The sequence below is a fragment of the Acidovorax sp. genome (genome assembly GCF_046294525.1).
In the GTDB taxonomy this organism is placed as follows: domain Bacteria; phylum Pseudomonadota; class Gammaproteobacteria; order Burkholderiales; family Burkholderiaceae_C; genus Acidovorax.
Map to the genome: position 1 here is coordinate 52138 of NZ_JBKBKQ010000021.1, position 19716 is coordinate 71853.

18 protein-coding genes and 1 riboswitch are annotated in these 19716 nt (G+C 65.7%); of the genes, 14 read left to right on the forward strand and 4 right to left on the reverse strand.

The features are described 5' to 3' along the window. The first annotated feature begins 89 nt into the window (after positions 1-89). The 9 genes from ACK4HJ_RS17445 (at position 90) to ACK4HJ_RS17485 (ending at position 8236) form a co-directional block, all read left to right on the forward strand. A complete protein-coding gene (locus tag ACK4HJ_RS17445; RefSeq protein ID WP_409833964.1) occupies positions 90-2540 on the forward strand; it encodes a heavy metal translocating P-type ATPase in 2451 nt (816 codons plus the stop codon). Next, the gene (gene ccoS / locus ACK4HJ_RS17450) at positions 2540-2677 is read left to right on the forward strand and encodes a cbb3-type cytochrome oxidase assembly protein CcoS (protein WP_094287546.1); all 138 of its coding nucleotides are present in this window, start codon (positions 2540-2542) and stop codon (positions 2675-2677) included. The genes ACK4HJ_RS17445 and ccoS overlap by 1 nt, the downstream gene beginning before the upstream one ends. Before the next feature lie 65 nt (positions 2678-2742). Then, complete coding sequence (ccoN, locus tag ACK4HJ_RS17455) at positions 2743-4182, forward strand: cytochrome-c oxidase, cbb3-type subunit I (RefSeq protein WP_409833911.1); 1440 nt, start codon at positions 2743-2745, stop codon at positions 4180-4182. A 21-nt stretch (positions 4183-4203) separates the two neighbouring features. Then, positions 4204-4836 (forward strand): cytochrome-c oxidase, cbb3-type subunit II, encoded by a 633-nt coding sequence (gene ccoO / locus ACK4HJ_RS17460; RefSeq protein ID WP_409833912.1) that lies wholly within the window; start codon positions 4204-4206, stop codon positions 4834-4836. Between the two features lie 12 nt (positions 4837-4848). Beyond that, positions 4849-4986, forward strand: coding sequence for a cbb3-type cytochrome c oxidase subunit 3 (locus ACK4HJ_RS17465; RefSeq protein WP_345067069.1), 138 nt, complete (start codon positions 4849-4851; stop codon positions 4984-4986). A gap of 39 nt (positions 4987-5025) precedes the next feature. Then, complete coding sequence (ccoP, locus tag ACK4HJ_RS17470) at positions 5026-5946, forward strand: cytochrome-c oxidase, cbb3-type subunit III (RefSeq protein ID WP_409833915.1); 921 nt, start codon at positions 5026-5028, stop codon at positions 5944-5946. A gap of 78 nt (positions 5947-6024) precedes the next feature. After that, a complete protein-coding gene (ccoG, locus tag ACK4HJ_RS17475; protein ID WP_409833917.1) occupies positions 6025-7470 on the forward strand; it encodes a cytochrome c oxidase accessory protein CcoG in 1446 nt (481 codons plus the stop codon). 121 nt (positions 7471-7591) lie between these two features. Next, positions 7592-7864, forward strand: a complete 273-nt coding sequence (locus ACK4HJ_RS17480) for a FixH family protein (RefSeq protein ID WP_409833919.1) — start codon at positions 7592-7594, stop codon at positions 7862-7864. Between the two features lie 75 nt (positions 7865-7939). Continuing rightward, complete coding sequence (locus ACK4HJ_RS17485; RefSeq protein ID WP_409833920.1) at positions 7940-8236, forward strand: hypothetical protein; 297 nt, start codon at positions 7940-7942, stop codon at positions 8234-8236. Positions 8237-8338: 102 nt separating this feature from the next. Here ACK4HJ_RS17485 and fnr read toward each other — a convergent pair whose 3' ends face one another. After that, entirely contained in the window at positions 8339-9061 is a 723-nt protein-coding gene (gene fnr, locus ACK4HJ_RS17490) for a fumarate/nitrate reduction transcriptional regulator Fnr (protein ID WP_409833921.1), read from the reverse strand. Between the two features lie 186 nt (positions 9062-9247). On the opposite strand from fnr, the gene hemN reads away from it, so the two are divergent. From hemN to ACK4HJ_RS17510, 4 genes are all read left to right on the forward strand, one after another. Continuing rightward, positions 9248-10630 carry an oxygen-independent coproporphyrinogen III oxidase gene (gene hemN / locus ACK4HJ_RS17495; RefSeq protein WP_409833923.1) on the forward strand — a complete coding sequence of 461 codons (1383 nt, stop codon included), beginning with the start codon at positions 9248-9250 and terminating at the stop codon, positions 10628-10630. A 183-nt stretch (positions 10631-10813) separates the two neighbouring features. Then, on the forward strand, positions 10814-11527 hold the full coding sequence (locus ACK4HJ_RS17500) for a sulfite exporter TauE/SafE family protein (protein WP_409833924.1): 714 nt from the start codon (positions 10814-10816) through the stop codon (positions 11525-11527). Positions 11528-11723: 196 nt separating this feature from the next. Continuing rightward, positions 11724-13031: an HD-GYP domain-containing protein gene (locus ACK4HJ_RS17505; protein WP_409833926.1), complete on the forward strand. Its 1308-nt coding sequence runs from the start codon at positions 11724-11726 to the stop codon at positions 13029-13031. Further along, a complete protein-coding gene (locus tag ACK4HJ_RS17510) occupies positions 13028-15484 on the forward strand; it encodes an EAL domain-containing protein (RefSeq protein WP_409833928.1) in 2457 nt (818 codons plus the stop codon). The genes ACK4HJ_RS17505 and ACK4HJ_RS17510 overlap by 4 nt, the downstream gene beginning before the upstream one ends. 65 nt (positions 15485-15549) lie before the next feature. Here the strand turns inward: ACK4HJ_RS17510 and ACK4HJ_RS17515 are convergent, their stop codons facing one another. From ACK4HJ_RS17515 to ACK4HJ_RS17525, 3 genes are all read right to left on the reverse strand, one after another. Beyond that, positions 15550-16365, reverse strand: coding sequence for a sulfite exporter TauE/SafE family protein (locus ACK4HJ_RS17515; RefSeq protein WP_409833929.1), 816 nt, complete (start codon positions 16363-16365; stop codon positions 15550-15552). 380 nt (positions 16366-16745) lie between these two features. Further along, positions 16746-17129, reverse strand: coding sequence for a cell division protein ZapA (locus ACK4HJ_RS17520; protein ID WP_409833931.1), 384 nt, complete (start codon positions 17127-17129; stop codon positions 16746-16748). After that, positions 17126-17350, reverse strand: coding sequence for a DUF904 domain-containing protein (locus tag ACK4HJ_RS17525; RefSeq protein ID WP_409833933.1), 225 nt, complete (start codon positions 17348-17350; stop codon positions 17126-17128). Before ACK4HJ_RS17525 ends, ACK4HJ_RS17520 begins: the two co-directional genes overlap by 4 nt. Before the next feature lie 36 nt (positions 17351-17386). Beyond that, positions 17387-17624, forward strand: a riboswitch (cobalamin riboswitch). Positions 17625-17716: 92 nt separating this feature from the next. Here ACK4HJ_RS17525 and ACK4HJ_RS17530 point away from each other — a divergent pair. Then, a complete protein-coding gene (locus tag ACK4HJ_RS17530) occupies positions 17717-19624 on the forward strand; it encodes a TonB-dependent receptor domain-containing protein (RefSeq protein ID WP_409833934.1) in 1908 nt (635 codons plus the stop codon). Positions 19625-19716: the final 92 nt, after the last annotated feature.

Below are 19716 nucleotides of genomic sequence, written 5' to 3' on the forward strand. Positions count from 1 at the left end.
GTGGAACAAGCTTAGAGTGGATCATGTCCTGCGGCTTGATCCAGGTCAATGTGCCTGCAGGCCCCCACAGATAGGCTTGAACCATGTCAATGTTTCGACCTGCAGAAGCGCCCGTGGAGTCCGCGCCGGAGGTGCCCGGGTTGGTAGCGTCCGTGGCGTCTGGGGCTCCCGCTCCGGAGCACGCGCTGCTGCTGGACGACCCGCAGGAGTGGTCCGCATTCGGCCGGCCCTGCACCCCCGGCGCTGACCTTGCCAACAGCGCGTGGGATTCTCAGGTGGTGCTGGAGGGCATGCACTGCGCGGCCTGCGCCCTCACCATTGAAGACGCCTTACGCGCGGTGCCCGGCGTGCAGCAGGCCGAGGTGAGCGCCGCCACCCGCCGCGCGCGCGTGGTGTGGCAGCCGGGGCAGGTGCTGCCGTCGCAGTGGATGGCCGCAGTGCAAAAAGCGGGCTACCGCGCCATGCCCGCCATGGACGCGTTTGCGCGCGAGCAGCGCCAGCGCGAGAGCCGGCGTGCACTGTGGCGCTGGCTGGTGGCGGGCTTTTGCATGATGCAGGTGATGATGTACGCGTGGCCCGCCTATGTGGCGCAGCCCGGCGACCTGTCGGGCGAGATGGAGCAGTTGCTGCGCTGGGCCTCGTGGGTCATCACGCTGCCCATGGTGGTGTTCTCGTGCGGGCCATTCCTTGCAAGCGCCTTGCGCGATGTTCGCCTGCGCCGTGTCAGCATGGACCTGCCGGTCGCGCTGGGCATGGCCATCACCTTTGTGGTCAGCACGGCGGGCACGTTTGACCCGTCGGGCATCTTCGGCAAGGAGGTGTATTACGACTCGCTGACCATGTTCGTGTTCTTCCTGCTCACCGGCCGCTGGCTGGAGCTGCGTCTGCGCGACCGCACCGCCGGCGCGCTGGAGGCCGTGATGAACCGCCTGCCTGACAGCGTGGAACGCCGCACGCCCGACGGCATCTTTGTGCGCGTCGCCACGCGGCGCCTGGTGGCGGGCGACACCATTCGTGTGCTGCCGGGCGAGGCGTTTCCGGCCGACGGGCGTATCACGCTGGGCAGCACCCATGCTGACGAAGCCCTGCTGACGGGCGAGTCCACGCCCGTGCCACGCTCCGTGGGCAGTGCGGTCACGGCGGGCAGCTACAACCTGCAATCGCCGGTGGAGGTGCTGGTGGAAGGCACGGGCGGGCAGACGCGCTTTGCGCAGATCGTCGCGCTGATGGAAAGCGCGTCGCTGCAAAAGCCCCGCCTGGCCCAGCTGGCAGACCGCATCGCGCGGCCGTTTCTGGTGGCGGTGTTGGCGGCCGCCACGCTGGCTGCCGTGTACTGGTGGCCATCGGACCCCGGCCATGCGCTGATGGTGGCGGTGGCCGTGCTCATCGTCACCTGCCCGTGCGCGCTGTCGCTGGCCACGCCGGTGGCCATGCTCACCGCCGCGGGCACGCTGGCGCGACATGGCATGCTGGTGCGCAACCTGCAGGGCCTGGAAGCGCTGGCCGGGGTGGACACCATCGTCTTCGACAAGACCGGCACCCTGACCCGTGACGGCATGGCGCTGCAGGCCGTGCATACGGCCCCCGGGTGGACGCAGCAGCAGGCGCTGGGCCTGGCTGCGGCGCTCGCACGCGGCTCCATGCACCCGGCATCGCGTGCCGTGGTGGCCGCTGCAGGCGCCTCCGCCGCGGCGCGGGATCCGCGCTGGGTGGTCACAGACTTGCGCGAGGAAGCGGGGCAGGGGCTCGTCGCTACCGTGACGGACACCCTGGCCGCGGCACAGCCGGCACGCCAGGTCCGGCTCGGGTCCGCACACCACGCGCGTGTGCAGGCTGACACCTCGGCCAGCGTTCTGCAAGTGGTGCTGTCTGAACAGCATGCCGATGGTGCGGTCTCGGAACTGGCGCGCTTTGATCTGGTGGAAGACTTGCGCGCGGAGGCGCCTGTCGTGGTGGCTGCGCTGCAGCAGGGCGGCGTTGCGGTGCACCTGCTGTCGGGCGACCGCGCCGGCGCCGTGCAGCGCGTGGCGCAAGAGGCGGGCATTGCCCAGGCGCAAGGCGAGTGCACGCCGCAGGGCAAGCTCGCCGCGCTGCAAGCCTTGCAGGCTGGCGGCCACCGGGTTGCCATGGTGGGCGATGGGCTCAACGACGGCCCGGTGCTGGCCGGGGCCCATGTGTCGTTTGCATTTGGCCGTGCGGTTCCGCTCGCGCAGTCGCAGGCCGATTTTGTGGTGCTGGGCGACAGCCTGGCTCTGGTGCCTCAAACCGTGCTGCTGGCACGCCGTACCTTGCGTGTAGTGCGCCAGAACCTGTGGTGGGCTGCTGGCTACAACGCGCTGTGCGTGCCTCTGGCCGTGGTGGGCTGGATGCCCGCCTGGCTGGCGGGGCTGGGCATGGCGCTGAGTTCGCTGCTGGTGGTCGTCAACGCCGCCCGTCTGGCGCGCGATCTGCCCCCGCTGGCGGATTCTGGCGATTCCGCCGACGAGGGGGCCAACCTGGCACCCGTCGCTCTTTCATCCACAAGCCTGGAGACCGTCTGATGGACATCCTGTATTTGCTGATTCCGCTGTCCGTGCTGCTGGTGCTGCTCATCCTGGGCGGGCTGTGGTGGGCGGTGTACCACGGCCAGTTCGAGAGCGTCGAACAGGAGGGCGAGCGCATTCTCCGGGACGGTTGACTTGGGTCAATGCTGAAAACGACGCGCTGCAACAAACTCTTACTGCATTACAAAAGAGGTGCCCGATGGATTCTCCAAAAACAATGGCTGCGCACTACAACGATACGGTGGTGCGGCAGTTTTCTATCATGGCCGTGGTCTGGGGGGTGGTTGGCATGCTGGTGGGCGTGGTCATCGCTGCCCAGCTGGCCTGGCCTGAGCTCAACTTCGGCATTCCGTGGCTCAGCTACGGGCGCTTGCGCCCCTTGCACACCAACGCGGTGATTTTTGCGTTTGGTGGGTCAGCACTGTTTGCCACCAGCTACTACGTCGTGCAGCGCACTTGCCAGGTGCGGCTTTTTGCAGGGCCTCTGGCCGCCTTCACCTTCTGGGGCTGGCAACTGGTCATCGTGGCAGCTGCCATCAGCCTGCCGCTGGGCTACACGTCCGGCAAGGAATACGCCGAGCTCGAATGGCCCATCGACATCCTGATCACGCTGGTGTGGGTGTCCTACGCCATCGTGTTCTTCGGCACCATCGGCGTGCGCAAGGTCAAGCACATCTACGTGGCCAACTGGTTCTTCGGCGCGTTCATTCTGGCCGTGGCGCTGCTGCACGTGGTCAACAGCGCGGCCATCCCGTCGAGCTTCATGAAGAGCTACTCGGCCTATGCCGGCGTGCAGGACGCCATGGTGCAGTGGTGGTATGGCCACAACGCCGTGGGCTTCTTCCTCACCGCAGGTTTCCTGGGGATGATGTACTACTTCATCCCCAAGCAGGCCGGCCGCCCGGTGTACAGCTACCGCCTGTCCATCGTGCACTTTTGGGCGCTGATCTTCACGTACATGTGGGCTGGCCCGCACCATCTGCACTACACCGCGTTGCCAGACTGGACGCAATCGGTGGGCATGGTGTTTTCGCTGATTCTGCTGGCGCCCAGCTGGGGCGGGATGATCAACGGCGTGATGACGCTGTCGGGCGCTTGGCACAAGCTGCGTGACGACCCCATCCTGCGCTTTTTGATCGTGTCGCTGTCGTTCTACGGCATGTCCACCTTCGAAGGTCCGATGATGTCCATCAAGACCGTCAATGCATTGAGCCATTACACCGACTGGACCGTGGGCCACGTGCACTCCGGCGCGCTGGGCTGGGTGGGCCTGATCACGATGGGTTCGTTGTACTACCTGGTGCCGCGCCTGTTCGGCCGCGAAAAGATGCATTCCATCAAGGCGATCGAGCTGCACTTCTGGATGGCCACCATCGGCATCGTGCTGTACATCGCCGCCATGTGGATCGCCGGTGTGATGCAGGGCCTGATGTGGCGCGCAGTCAACCCCGACGGCACGCTGACCTACACCTTCGTGGAAAGCGTGAAGGCGACCTATCCGTTCTATGTGATCCGCGTGGCCGGTGGCCTGCTGTACCTGGGAGGCATGCTGGTCATGGCCTGGAACGTGTGGGTGACGGCGATTTCGGGGCGCTCGGTCAAGGTGCAGATTCCCGCAGTGAATGCGGCCCACGCCTGAGACCCACAGGAGAGATAACCCATGTCTGACAACAAAACATCTGCCTCGACCGGCTTCTCGCACGAGAAGGTGGAAACGAACAACTTCCTCATGATCGTGCTGATCCTGCTGGTGATCGCCATTGGCGGCCTGGTGGAGATCGTGCCCCTGTTCTTCCAGAAGTCCACCACAGAAGCCGTGAAGGGCGTCGAGCCCTACACCGCCACCCAGCTGGTGGGGCGTGACGTGTACATCCGCGAGGGTTGCTACAACTGCCATTCGCAGATGATCCGCCCCTTCCGTGCCGAGACGCTGCGCTACGGCCACTACTCGGTGGCGGGCGAGTTCGTGTACGACCACCCCTTCCAGTGGGGCAGCAAGCGCACGGGCCCCGACCTGCACCGCGTAGGCGGCAAGTACAGCGACGAGTGGCACCGCATCCACCTGGTCAACCCGCGTGACGTGGTGCCCGAGTCGAACATGCCCGCCTACCCCTGGCTTGAAAAGACGGCCGTGGACCCCGCCAGCGTGGCGCCCCGCATGAAGGCGTTGCGCACCGTGGGCGTGCCCTACACCGACGCGCAGATCGCCGCATCCGCCGACGAGGTCAAGGGCAAGACCGAAATGGACGCGCTGATCGCGTACCTGCAAGTCATGGGCCGCGCGCTCAAGTAAAGGAGATTCGCCATGGACATCACCACCATGCGCATCGTCGCAACACTGGCCAGCCTGGCCGTTTTTATCGGTATCTGCGTCTGGGCCTACCTGGGCAGCAACCGTGGCCGGTTCGATGAGGCAGCCAAGCTGCCCTTCGAGCAGGAATGACCGACCGACTGACGCACACCTCCAGAACGAGAATTTCCCATGAGTGACTTCACCAGCAATTTCTGGTCGGTCTTTGTGACCACGCTGACCCTGGTCGGCATCATCGCCTGCGGCATTCTGCTTTGGATGGCAGGCCGCAAGAAGGTGATGGCGACCTCCGACAACACCACCGGCCACGTCTGGGACGAAGACCTGGTGGAGATGAACAACCCCCTGCCGCGCTGGTGGGTGTGGCTGTTCGTCATCACCATCCTCTTCAGCCTGGGCTACCTGGCCGCCTACCCGGGCCTGGGCAGCTTCTCGGGCAAGCTGAACTGGACGCAGAAGGGCGAGTACGACGCCGAAATGGCCAAGGCCCGGGCCGAGCTGGAGCCGCTGTACGCGCGCTTCGCCTCGATGAAGCCTGAAGACATTGCAGCGGACCCGCAGGCCCATGCCATCGGCGAGCGGCTGTTCATGAACAACTGCGCGCAGTGCCACGGCTCTGACGCACGCGGCAGCAAGGGCTTTCCTAACCTGGCCGACAACGATTGGCTGCACGGCGGCACGCCCGACAAGATCCGCGAGACGCTGGAAAAAGGCCGCATCGGCAACATGCCGCCCATGGCCGCTGCGGTGGGATCGGCCGAAGACGTGCGCAACCTGTCCCACTATGTGCTGAGCCTGTCGGGCAGCCCACATGATTCGCTGCGTGCGTCGCTGGGCAAGTCCAAGTTTGGCGCCTGTGCCGCCTGCCACGGCATGGATGGCAAGGGCAACCAGGCGTTGGGTGCACCCAATCTCACCGACGACATCTGGCTGCACGGCTGGGGTGAAGCGGCCATCACCGCCATCATCAACAACGGCAAGGTCAACGAAATGCCGGCCCAGGCCGACAAGCTGACCGAAGCGCAGATCGGCGTGCTGGCCTCGTACGTTTGGGGCCTGTCCAACGGCAAGCAGGCGGCTGCAGCGCGCTAACCCACAGCCCCGGGCGGCGAGCTGCCGCCGTCCGGAAGCTGTCTGACAGTACCCGCAGCCAAGCGAAGCGACACCACCATGAAGCCCCCCAGCGAGCCAGCTCGCAAGGTCATTCCGATAGCACCGGTCGCCGCCGATGCCTCCTCCCAGGGAGAAATCGTTTCTCTGTACGAGGCGCAAAAGAAAATCTACCCGCGCTCCATCAGCGGGTTGTTTGCACGCTGGCGCTGGGGCATGGTGTTCCTCACGCAACTGGTGTTCTACGGATTGCCGTGGCTTGAGTGGGGCCAGCGCCAGATGGTGCTGTTCGACCTGGGCGCACGGCGTTTCTACATCTTCGGCCTGGTCCTGTATCCGCAGGACTTCATCTACCTGACGGGCCTGCTCATCATCTCGGCGCTGTCGCTGTTTCTGTTCACTGCAGTGGCGGGGCGGCTGTGGTGCGGCTTCACCTGCCCGCAGACGGTGTACACCGAGATCTTCATGTGGATAGAGCACAAGGTCGAGGGAGACCGCAGCGCGCGGCTGCGGCTGGACAAGGGCCCCTGGACCTTCGAGAAGATTCGCAAGAAGTTTTTGAAGCAGGTGCTGTGGCTGGCGGTGGCCGTGTGGACGGGGTTCACCTTTGTGGGCTACTTTGTACCCATTCGCGAGCTGGGTGGCGAACTGCTGGCCCTGCAGGGCAGCTGGCAGATCTTCTGGGTGCTGTTCTACGGCTTTGCCACCTACGGCAACGCGGGCTATATGCGCGAGCAGGTGTGCAAGTACATGTGCCCGTATGCGCGGTTCCAGAGCGCCATGTTCGACAAGGACACGCTCATCGTGACGTATGACCGCGAGCGCGGCGAGATGCGCGGGCCCCGCAAGAAGGGCACCGACTACAAGGCCCAGGGGCTGGGCGACTGCATCGACTGTTCACTGTGCGTGCAGGTGTGCCCCGTGGGCATCGACATCCGCAATGGCTTGCAGTACGAGTGCATTGGCTGCGGCCTGTGTGTGGACGCCTGCGACACGGTGATGGACAAGATGCAGTACCCACGGGGGCTGATCCGCTTCTCCACCCAGAACGGCGTGGCCAACCACTGGAGCCGATCGCAGATGTGGCGCCGCGTGCTGCGCCCCCGTGTGCTCATCTACACCGCCGTGCTGGTGGCCTTGTGTGTAGCCATGCTCGCAAGTCTGGTCACGCGCACACCGCTGAAGGTGGACGTGGTGCGCGACCGTGCGGCGCTGTCGCGCATCGTGGCGGGTGGCAAGCTGGAGAACATCTACCGCCTGCAGATCATGAACGCCACCGAGGGTGCACAGCGCTACCGCATCACCGCGAGCGGACTGCAGGGGCTGGAAGTGGCCTCTGAACCCGAGGTGGAGATCGGCCCGGCCGAGTCCCGCTGGGTGGCGGTGCGGCTGCAGATCCCTTACGGATCGGCTTCATCGGGATCGCACCCTGTGCAGTTTGATGTGGAGGCGCTGGGCGCGGCCGCCCACGTGCGTGAGAAGTCCGTGTTTCTGGTGCCGCGATGATGGCCATGTCCCATGCACATGGGGCGTGTTTTGCCTGTGCAATGCTTGCCCGCACCGTGCGGTGTTGACCGATAGTGATAGCCATCGATTTGTTGAACTGTTTATTTGAGGAGTAACCGCCATGCCATCGACACCAGCTTTAGAGACGCCCTCGGCCCCGTGGTGGAAGTTCGGCCATGTGTGGCTGGTCATTGCCGGTCCCGTCATCGTCATCGTGGCCGGATTCGTCACGCTGTGGCTTGCGCTGTCGCGGCCAGACCCGGTGGTGGCCGAGGACTATTACCGTCAGGGCATCGAGATCAACAAGACGCTGGAGGCCCCGGAAAAAAGCCTGGCGCCGGCCATGAAGGGCCGCAACCACGCCGCCACGCCCGTGCAGGACCAGCCACGCTGAGCCCCGCATGCAACCCGCCGTGCCCCCAGAGGCCCCCCAGCGGCGCGCTGGCCCCTGTCAACGGAGACTACAACGATGTGGACGCAACGCCTGATGTGGATTGCATGGCCCGCCTTTCTGATGGCGGGTGTGCTGGAGATGCTGGTTTTTGCCATGGTGGACCCGCAGGATCTACACTGGTTCGGGCAGCCGCTGGCGTTGTCGCGCCAGGGCGTCTATACGCTGGCGTTCTTTGTGTTCTGGGGCGTGACGGCAGCCGCCGGTGCGCTGACCACCCTGCTGTCCATGTCGCCGTTTGAAGTGAACCGCTGCCCCGTGCCACACGGCGAGCGGCCCGACGATTGCCGCAAGAACGGGGACACCTGCGCGTAGTGCTGGCGGGGAGGGTTAGCGCTGCAAGGCCGCAATGCCGCAACGCCGCGCTGCAGGGGGGGCGGCGTGCCCGCCGGCCCCATCGGCCAGCGTCCCACGACCTCAGTGGCAGGCTTGCTGGCTGTTGACGATGCGCTTGAGCGCGTCGGTATCCAGAATGCGCACGTGGCGCTGTTTGACCTCCACGATGCCCTCTTCCACAAATTTGGAGAACGTGCGGCTCACGGTCTCCAGCTTCAGTCCCAGGTAGCTGCCGATTTCTTCACGCGTCATCCGCAGCACCAGTTCGGACTGTGAGAAGCCCCGGGCATGCAGGCGCTGCACCAGGTTGAGCAGGAAAGCGGCCAGGCGCTCTTCGGCGCGCATGCTACCCAAAAGCAGCATCACGCCGTGCTCGCGCACGATCTCGCGGCTCATAATCTTGTGCACGTGGTGCTGCAGGGCAGTGACTTCGCGCGAGAGCTCTTCAATACGGTCGAAGGGCATCACGCACACTTCGGCATCTTCCAGCGCCACGGCATCGCAGGTGTGGTGGTCGTTCACGATGCCATCGAGGCCGATGATCTCGCCTGCCATCTGAAAACCGGTCACCTGGTCGCGACCGTCCTCGGTGGCCACGCAGGTCTTGAAGAAGCCGGTACGGATCGCATACAGCGAAGTGAAGGTTTCGCCGTTGCGAAACAGCGTGCCGCCCCGTTTGACCTTGCGGCGGACGGCGACCACTTCGTCGATGCGCTGCAGTTGCTCATCGTTCAGACCCATGGGCATGCACAGCTCGCGGAGGTTGCAGTTGGAGCAGGCGACTTTGATGGTGAGCGGATTCATGGGCGCGTGGCAGTTGAGGTTTCAAGCATATCGCGCGCCGTATGCGTTGCGAAGCTCGCGTCGCGGCAGTTTGCGAATGACATGCATCAAATTGTCGCTGTTCGTGTCCGCGCATCACTTGATGTGGGTCAAGGACAGCATGGGTAGCCTACGGCACAGTCAGGGTGTACGCAAGGATATTTCCCCATGACCGCTGTTACGCCCGATCTTCTGCGCCGTTTTGACGTGCCAGGGCCCCGTTACACCTCCTATCCCACGGCCGACCGGTTTGTGGAGGCCTTTGGTCAGGACGACTACGTTCTTGCGCTGGAGCAGCGCAAGCTGGGCACCACGGCCAAGGCCTTGCCGTTGTCACTGTATGTGCACATTCCATTCTGTGAATCGCTGTGCTACTACTGCGCGTGCAACAAGATCATTACCAAGCACCACGACCGAGCCGACGTCTATCTGCGCTACTTGAGCCGCGAGATCGACCTGCACACCGCGCACTGCGGCACGGGCCAGGTGGTGAGCCAGCTGCACCTGGGGGGCGGCACGCCCACGTTCTTGTCGGACCAGGGGCTGCGCGAACTGATGGCCATGCTCCAGCGCAGCTTCACGCTGGCGCCGGGCGGCGAGTATTCCATCGAGGTGGACCCGCGCACCGTGACCCCCGCGCGCCTGGCGCTGCTGGCGGAGCTGGGCTTCAACCGGCTGAGTTTTGGCGTACAGGATTTTGATGCCGAAGTGCAGAAGGCCGTGCACCGCATCCAGCCGGCAGAACAGGTTTTCGCCCTGGTCGATGCGGCGCGCGGGCTGGGCTTTGAGTCCATCAACGTGGATCTGATTTACGGCTTGCCGCGCCAGACGCCGGAGTCCTTTGACCGCACACTCGCGCAGGTGGCCCAATTGCGGCCCGACCGCATTGCGCTGTATGCCTACGCTCACCTGCCAGAGCGCTTCAAGCCCCAGCGGCGCATTGTGTCGGCGGAACTGCCGGCGGCATCGGCCAAGCTGTCCATGCTGTCGCGCTCGCTGGACGCCTTCATGGACGCAGGGTATGTGTACGTGGGCATGGACCACTTTGCGCTGCCCACCGATGCGCTGGCCGTGGCCAAGCGCCAGGGCCGCCTGCACCGCAACTTCCAGGGCTACAGCACGCAGCCCGACTGCGACCTGATTGGCCTGGGCGTGTCGGCCATCGGCCGGGTGGGCGCCACCTACAGCCAGAACGCCAAGACGCTGGATGAGTACTACGACTTTCTGGACCAGGGTCGCCTGCCCGTGGTGCGTGGTCTGGCCCTCACGCGCGACGACCTGGTGCGGCGCGCGGCCATCATGGCGCTGATGTGCCAGGGCGAACTGCTGTTCGAGCCCATGGAGCAGGCCTGGCTTATCGACTTTCGTCATTACTTTGCGGCCGAGCTGGCACAGTTGGAATCCATGGCCGACCAGGGGCTGGTGACGGTGGGACCAGAGGGCATCCAGGTGACCGCCACGGGCTGGTTTTTTGTGCGCGGCATTGCCATGGTGTTCGACCGCTACCTGCAGGCCGACCGCAACCGGGCACGCTTTTCGCGCATCATCTGAGAAGGTGTGAACGAACCCGCCATGCCCGCTCATCTGAGTCCGATGTGCTATTTGCTTCTAAAAACATAGCTGCCAGCGCCTGTCATTCAAGGGTTACAGACGGTTTTTGTATGAAATCCAATACAGGCAAGCGCTAGCTGCTATTGATATTGAAGCGGTACACCCACTGTTCACCACGCACCCATGCTTGTCACCCTTGCTTCCACCGCCTTGCTTATGGGCTTGGCCGGCGGCTCCCACTGCCTGGCGATGTGCGCCGCGCCTTGTGGCGCACTCACAGGGCAGGGCGGCGCAGCGCAGGCGGGACAGACCGTTCAATGGGCCCCCCGCGGCGGCATGGTGCGGCGGTCGGTAGCGTTTCATGCCGGCCGGCTGGCCGGGTATGCCACTGCCGGCGCGCTGGCTGCGCTGGCCATGGACAGCCTGGCCTGGCTCACGCAGCAGACCACGGCCCTGCGCCCCGCGTGGACGCTGATGCACGTGGCCATGATGGCCTGGGGACTGATGATGGTGGTGCAGTCGCGCCAGCCGGCCTGGGTCGAACAGGCCGGCCGCTCGGTGTGGGCGCGCGTGCGGCCCTGGGTGGGTGCACCCGCCGGGGTGCTGGCCGCCGGCTTCCTCTGGGCCCTGATGCCCTGCGGACTGCTGTATTCCGCCCTGCTGGTGGCTGCACTCAGTGGCGGTGCGCTGCAAGGCGCCATCGCCATGGCGCTGTTCGGCGTGGGCAGCGGCTTGTGGCTGGTGGGCGGGCCATGGGTCTGGAGCCGGGTGCGGAGCCGCCTGAACGCCGCCCGCGCCGAGTGGGGCACGCGCGTGGCCGGTGGCATGCTCTGCGCCGTGGCGGCCTGGGCACTGTGGATGGACCTGATCTACAAGCCTTCGCTCTGGTGCCGGTAACCGCTATTGTTGCAGCGGTGCGACGCGTAGGGGCTTGCCCTGACCGCTGGCGGAAGGTGGGTGCGCACAATGTCACGCAATTGTGGCCGTGCCGCTGCGGTGTCACGGGCGGTTCGCCGGGCTGTCTTCGGAAGCAGGGATAATCCGTGTAACCATTGGTGGCATCGATGTCCCCATGTTACGCGTACCTCTGAAAGTGAACTCCTCCATCCTCATCGACATCAGCCAGCTGCGTGTCGGCATGTACATCCAGCTCGATGTGGGCTGGTTGCACCATCCGTTCCCGGTGAGTAGTTTCAGGGTGGCCTCGGCAGAGCAGATTGCCACCCTGCGGGAGCTGGGGCTGACGGAGGTGCGCTATGTCCCCAAGAAGAGCGATCCGGACCTGAAGGAGCTGGTGCCCGCTGCCTGGAGCGTGCCCGAGATGGCGGCGCCACCCCCAACCAATGCGCTGGACCCCGCCGCCGGCACGGTCGCGGCCGCAGTGGACCAAGAAGCCCTGCGCCGCCGGGCCGTTCTGGACGCCCAGAACCGTGCCCTGGCCGCGTGCAACCAGCGGTTTACCGAGGCCACACGGCAGTACCAGGCGCTGGAGCGCTCGGTGTCCGAGCGCCCCGATGAGGCACGGCAAAAGGGCGAGGCGCTGGTGACCGGCTGCGTGTCGGACCTGCTGGAAAACGGCGACTCCGTCATCCGCCTGCTGTCAGAAGGCGTGGGCGAGCGCAACGGTCTGCATCCCATCAACGTGATGGTGATCGCTCTGCTGCTGGGGCGGTCGCTGGGCATGCAAAGCGAGGAGCTGCACCACCTGGGTGTCGCCGCCCTTGTGCACGATCTCGGCAAGCTCAAGCTGCCGCCCAACCTGCGGCAGCCCACGCCGTCCATGATCCCCATGGAGCGCAATCGCTACGAAACCCATGTGGGCGAGTCGGTGGCCTTCGCCACGCGCATGGGCCTGCCGGAGCCCGTGGTGCAGGCCATCGCGCAGCACCACGAAATGGCTGACGGCAGCGGCTTTCCGCTGCGCCTGACCGGTCCGGCGCTGGGCCGCAACAGCCAGGTCTTGGCGCTAGTCAACCGCTACGACCGCATGTGCAACCCTGCCGTGGGCGTGGATGCACTCACGCCGCATGAGGCGCTGTCTGTCATCTTTGCGCAGCTCAAGCCCAAGTTCGACGCTGTGGTCCTGGGCGCGTTCATCCGCATGATGGGGGTGTACCCGCCGGGTTCCATCGTGCAGCTGGTCAACGACCGCTACGCCATCGTGGCTTCGGTCAATTCGTCGCGTCCGCTGCGGCCCAAAGTCATCGTGCACGACTCGCGCGTGCCTAAGGATGAGGCGCCCATCCTGGACCTGGAGACCGTGCCTGAACTGGGCATCCGCCGCAGCCTCAAGCCCGCACAACTGCCGCGCGACGCGCTGGAATACCTTTCGCCCCGGCAGCGTATCTGCTACTTTTTTGAGCGCGCGGTCACGCCCGGCCCTGACGAGGCGGGTGCGTGAGCCTCCGCCAATCCCCTGCCTGGCTGGATGGGCTGCTCGAAGCCGTGTGGCTGGTCGATGAGACCAGCCTCCTGATCCTGCACGCCAACCAGGCGGCACAGCGCCTAGCGGGTATGCCCCTGGCCGACATGGTGGGGCAGTCGGTATTGCGCCTTGCAGCCACGCCGCAGGACCAGGCCTTCTGGGGCGAGCCTGCGGACGTGGTCGCGCAAGGCATCCATTCGCACACCAGCCTGCTACGGGCCAGTGGCGCGCTGGTTCCAGTGGAGCGCCGCGTGACCCGCGTGCCACGGTCGGCCGAGGAGGGCGGCGAAACGCAGTTCATGGTCACCATGCTGGACCGCAGCGCGCAAGACGCCACCGAGCGCGAGCTGGAAACCCTGCTCTCCGAATTGCGCGCCACGCTTGATTCCGCTGCCGACGGCATGCTGGTGTGCGGCCTCGACGGTAAGGTGCGGGCCTTCAACCAGCGCTTGGCGCAGCTTTGGAGCATTCCGCGCGAGCGCCTGGTACAGCGGGACGACGCTGCGGTATACGCCCACATGGCCAGCCAGGTGGTGGACGCGCGCATGTATGCAGACCGCCTGGCCGCGATTGCCCGTGAACCCATGCAGGAGAGCACGGACATCCTGGAGCTGCGCGGCGGCACGGTGCTGGAGATGCGCACGGTGCCGCAGTTCAGCCACGGGCGACCCGTGGGGCGGGTCTATTCGTACCGCGACATCACGCGCCAGACCGAGATCCAGGCCAGCCTGCGGCTGGCGGCGCGCGTGTTTGAGTCCAGCCTGGACGCCATCTTCATTGCCGACAGCCAGCACCGCATCCTGCGCATGAATCCTGGTTGCGAGCGCCTGGTGGGCCCGTCCGCCGCTGCGTTTGAGGGCTGCATGGCCGCCTCGCTGTTTGGCGGCGGCTCGGACGCCGGCTTCATGGAGCAAGTGCTGCAAGGCTGGGCCACCGAGGGGTTCTGGGAAGGCGAGCTCTGGCTGCCGCGCGACAATGGCGCGTACTGCGCCGTGCAGCTGTCTTGGGTGGCGCTGCGCGACGACGAGGGCCGGTTGGTGCAAAGTATCGGCTTCATGCGCGACCTAACGCTGCAGCACGCCGCGCAAAAGCGCATTGAGGAGCTGGCCTACAGCGACCTGCTCACCGGCTTGCCCAACCGCCTGCTGCTGTCGCAGCGCGTGGACACCGCCATCCAGGGCGCACGGCAGACCGACACGGGCTTTGCCATCCTGTTCCTGGACCTGGACCGGTTCAAGATCATCAACGACTCGCTGGGCCACCCCTTTGGCGACCGCGTGCTGCAACTGGTGGCCGAGCGCCTGCAGACCTGCCTGCGCCAGACCGACATGCTGTGCCGCCTGGGCGGCGATGAGTTTGTCATCTACCTCCACGGTGGCGACGCGGCCGTGGCCGAAAGCGTGGCGCGCCGCATCCTGGACGACATGCTCAAGCCCTTCACGCTCGACAGCATGGGCTTTTCCATTCAGTGCAGCATCGGCATGGCGCTGTACCCGCAGGACGGCACCACGCTGGACGACCTCATCAAACAGGCCGACACGGCGATGTACCGCGTGAAGGACCGGGGGCGCGGCAGCTACGGCTTCTACCAGCCGCAGATGAACGCCAACCTGCTCTCGCGCATGCAAATGGAGCACGCCATGCGCCAGGCGCTGGGCCTGCAGCGCATGGCGGTGCACTACCAGCCCCAGGTCAACCTGGCCACCGGCCGAATCACGGGCGCTGAGGCGCTCATCCGCTGGACGGACCCCGAATTCGGTGCCGTGTCGCCCGCGCAGTTCATCCCGTTGGCCGAGGAGTCGGGCTACATCGTCACGCTGGGGGCCTGGGTGATGGAGCAGGCGGTGCGCGAGGCCGCAGTGTGGATGCACAGCGGCACGCCCATCATGGTGTCGGTCAATGTGTCGGCGCTGGAGTTTCGCCAACCGGATTTTGTTGAGCGCATCACGCGCCTGCTGGCCGTGCACCAGCTGCCGCCCACCTTGCTGGAACTGGAGCTCACGGAAACCATCCTGTTGCAAGATGCGCAAGAGATGGAGCAGCGTGTGCGCGTGCTGGCAGACCTGGGCATTGGCTTGGCCATCGATGACTTTGGCACCGGTTATTCCAGCCTGGCGTACCTCAAGAAGCTGCCCATCCACAAGCTCAAGATCGACCAGTCCTTTGTGCGCGGTCTTCCCGATGACGATGGCGACCGCGCCATCGTGAGCGCCATCATCAGCATCGGGCGCGCCATGCACATCGAGGTGGTGGCCGAAGGCGTGGAGACCGCCACCCAGCAGGCCGTGCTGCAGGCCATGGACTGCGACCACTACCAGGGTTACCTGTGCGCGCCGGGCCTTCCTGCAGAGGAATTTCGGGCCATGCTGGCGAAACCGTTGCCCTCGGCGGCACAGGGCAAGCCCAAGCCGCTCAAGAGCAAAAGCTGAGCGGGCTCAGCGGTGTTTGCTGGGTTGACCCGGAAGCCCGAAGCCTCTGCGACGTGCTGCGAGCTTTAAGCCGCCGTCACGCCCTTCCAGAACATGTAGGCCGCCAGACCAAACAGCAGCGATGCGAACACCCGCTTGAGCTGCTTGACGGGCAGGCTGTGCGCCGCCTTTGCGCCCAGGGGGGCCGTCAGCACGCTGCAGGTGGCGATCACGGCCAGCGCCGGCAGCCACACATAGCCGAGCGACGCGGGTGGCAGGTCCGCCACGTTGTAGCCGCTGGCCACATAGCCCACCACGTTGGCCAGCGCAATCGGAAAGCCCAGCGCTGCGCTGGTGGCCACGGCGTAGTGGATGGGCACGTTGCACCAGGTCATGAACGGCACGCTCACAAAACCACCGCCCGCACCCACCAGGCCCGACAGGAAACCGATCACGCCTCCGGCAGCCACCTGGCCTGCACCGCCGGGCATCTGCCGCGCCGGAGCCGGTTTCTTGTCCAGAAACATCTGCGTGGCCGAGAAGCTCACGAACAGTCCGAAGAAGATGGCCAGGAACGACCCCTTGAGCAGCGCAAACACGCCCAGGCTCGCCACCATTCCGCCCAGCACGATACCGGGCGCCAGGCGCTTCACGATGTCCCACTGCACGGCTCCGCGCTTGTGGTGCGCGCGCACGCTGGAGATCGACGTGAACATGATCGTGGCCATCGACGTCGCAATGGCCATCTTCACTGCCAAGTCGGGCGCCACCTGCCGGCCGCCCAGGATGTAGGTGAGAAACGGAACCAGCAGCATGCCGCCGCCAATGCCCAGCAGGCCCGCCAGAAAACCGGTGGCAAGGCCGAGCACGGCGAGTTCAACGATCAGGATGGGATCCAGCATGGCGTTCGAAAGGAGATGAGGAGCAAGACGAGGCCGGGAATGCAGCCCGCCGGCGCCGCGCGGCAGCGAAGGCGCGGTGGCAGGTGCATAGGAAGAAGGTGTCCGCGGATGCTACCGAACTCTCATCCTGAACCGGGGGTTCAGGTGGGCGAGGGCAGCCTTGCATTGGGTTCATCTGACGCGAGATGATCACGCTTGCTGGGCGATGTACCAAGCCCGAGCTCGTTGAGCATTGGTTCAAGGAAATATAAAGCCCGGCGGCACCGCAGACCCCTCTATTGTAGGTGCTTGAGGGTTGTTGACGGTACGGGTGGGGCTTGTAAAGCCTGTACACCGCTGCAGCGCGAAAGCACGTGCAGTATGGCTCTCTGAGCCTTGCGTCAGAGCAGCCGGCCGTCGTCGCCCAGTGCCTGGTCCAGACGTTGCACCAGACTTTGGAGTCGCTCGTTGTCTGCGTCGGGCAGCAGCGATGCCTGGGGGCTGGCATCGCCTGCGGGTTGTGGGCGCTGGGTGGTGTTGGGGCCGCTTGCAGGCTGCGCTGCGCTGGCGGCCAGGTCTGCGGCTTCGCGGTCTGCAATCTCAAACGCCAGGTTCAGCGCGGCGAGCACGGCGATGCGCTCGCGGGCGCGCACCTTGCCTGCATCGCGAATGCGGGTCATGGCCGTGTCCACGCGCTCCACAGCATCCAGCAAGCGGCTTTCGTGGCCCTCGGGGCAGGTCAGCAGGTAGCTTTGCTGCAGGATCTGCACCTCGATCTGTTTCATTCGGCTTCTTTCGTGGCGGGGGCGGTGGCGGGCAGACGGTCCAGCAGGGCGTCCACGCGGGCGCGGGCCGCGCTGAGGCGAGATTTGAGGGAATCCCGCTCGTGCGTGAGGGCTGCCACCTGTTCGGTCAGCAGTGCGTTGGTGCGCTGCAGTTCTGCGTGGCGCAGCAACAGGCGTTCAACGCGGTCAGCGATCTGGTCGGTGGGGGACGGGAGGGCCATACAGCCCTTCATTGTAGGGTTGTGGCTTGCAAACGGCCGTAAAATCCCGGCGTTGGTGCTCGCGGTGTGGTTCACATGCCGCAGTTCAACGGGAAGCAGGGAGGCGCCACCCCACAGTGCGCGCCCAGCCTGCGCTGCCCCCGCAACGGTCAGCGGACGAATCACCCGATTCTCTCTTCATCCACATGCCACTGGGTGCCTTGAACAAGCGCCTGGGAAGGCGTTGAAGAGTGTTCCGCCAGCCCGGATACCGGCCAACACGGTGGTTGTGTGCGACCTGCTTTTTTGGGGCAGGCGGTGCGCGGCCGTATCACCCATCTGCTGGCGGGGAGGCCGGCGCGGGTACTGTTTGTAGACCTTGATCCCATGAAAATCTGTACCCCTCGTGCGCGCGCTGCGGCGCCGCTGTGCCTGCGCCCTGCGCTCCTGGCTCTGGCCGTGGTGGGCGCCTGCGCGGCGCACGCCCAGCAAGCCAACGCCACCGCTCCCGGTGCCGACGAAGCTGACAGCCGTGGCGCCGTGCAGCTGGCGCAAAACCTGCGCCAGCCCTCGCTCAACGAAACCGTGGTGACGGCCACGCGCACGGCCCAGCCTTTGTCCGACCTGGTGGCCGACGTGAGCATCATTGACCGCGAAACCATTGAAAGCAGTGGGGCCACCGGCCTGGCCGACGTGCTGGCGCGGGTGCCCGGCATCGAAATCTCGCGCAACGGCGGGCCCGGCACCACCACCAGCGTTTTCCTGCGCGGGGCCGAGTCGCGCTTCACGGCGGTGTACATCGATGGCGTGCGCATGGACTCGCAGTCCACCGGCGGCGCCGCGTGGGAAGCCATCCCGCTGGCGCAGATTGACCGCATTGAAGTGCTGCGCGGCCCTGCGGGCGCCGTGTACGGCTCCGACGCCATGGGCGGCGTGGTGCAGATTTTCACCAAGCGCGGCGAGAACGGCGTTGCGCCGTACGTGGGCATCGGCCTGGGCACACACGGTACACGCAAGCTCGAAGCGGGCGTGAGCGGCGCCAGCGGCACTGTTGACTACGCACTGGGTATTGCGCGAGAAGAGAGCAAGGGCTTCAACGCCCGCACGGTGACCACGGCCAACCCGGACCGCGACGGCTACGAAAGCACATCGGGCAGCGCGCGTGTGGGTCTGCAGGTCAACAGCGTGCACCGGCTGGAGGGCACACTGCTCGTGAACGACATGGACAGCGGCTACGACACCAGCCCCACGGCCAACGACCGCAATCTGCACAAGCTGCATGCGCTGGGCCTGAATTGGCAGGCGCAGTGGAGTTCGCAGTACAAAACGCGCGTGCAGATCACCGATTCGCGCGACCGCTACGAAACACGTCCCTCGGTCTACCTCACCGAAACCCAGCTGCGCGGCTACCTGTTCCAGAACGAGTGGCGCCAGGGGCCGCATTTGGTTACCGCAGCGCTGGAGCGCCGCGAAGACCGCCTGCAGAACGCTCCCATCGACCGCAAGCGCTCACAGGACGCGCTGGCCCTGGGATACGGCTACACGGCTGGGTCGCACACCCTGCAGGCCAACCTGCGGCACGACTCGGACAGCGAATTTGGCGGCAAGGGCACTGGCAGCCTGGCCTATGGCTACAGCTTTGCACCCCAGTGGCGCGCCACTGCGTCGGTGGGCACGGCCTTCCGCGCCCCCACGCTGTACCACCGCTTCAGCGAATACGGCGTGGGTTCGCTCAACCCCGAAAGCAGCCGCAACGTGGAGCTGGGGCTGCGCTGGGCACATGCCAGCAGCAGTTTCTCCGTCACCGCATACCGCAACCGCGTGCAGGACCTCATCACCTTCGGCGGCCCCGGCCCGTGTGCTTCCAGCTTCGGCTGCTATGTGAACACCGCGCGCGCCGAGTACAAGGGCGTGACGCTGGCGGGATCGCACAAGCTGGGCAGCGTGCAATTGCGTGCGTCGCTGGACCTGCAAAATCCCCGTGACCTGAACACCGGCCGGCAACTCGCACGCCGTGCCAAGCGCCACGGCACGCTGGGCGCCGATACGCTGGTCGCGGGCTGGACGGTGGGTGCCGAAGTGCAGGCCTCGGGTCGCCGTTTCGACAATGCCGCCAACACCGTCACGCTGGGCGGCTACACGCTGGTCAACCTGTACGCCAGCACCCGCATTGCGCGCGACTTCACGCTGGTGGCCCGCCTGGACAACGCGGGCGACAAGCACTACGAAGTGGCCCGCACCTACGCCACCGCTGGCCGCACGGCCTACGTCGGCATCAAGTGGGCAATGCAGTGAAGCCACCCCTGAGTCGCTGCGCGCCTTCCCCCCGCAGGGGGGGCGCCACCCGTGGCCTGGTGGAGCCAGTTCCACGGTGGCACTGGCTTGGG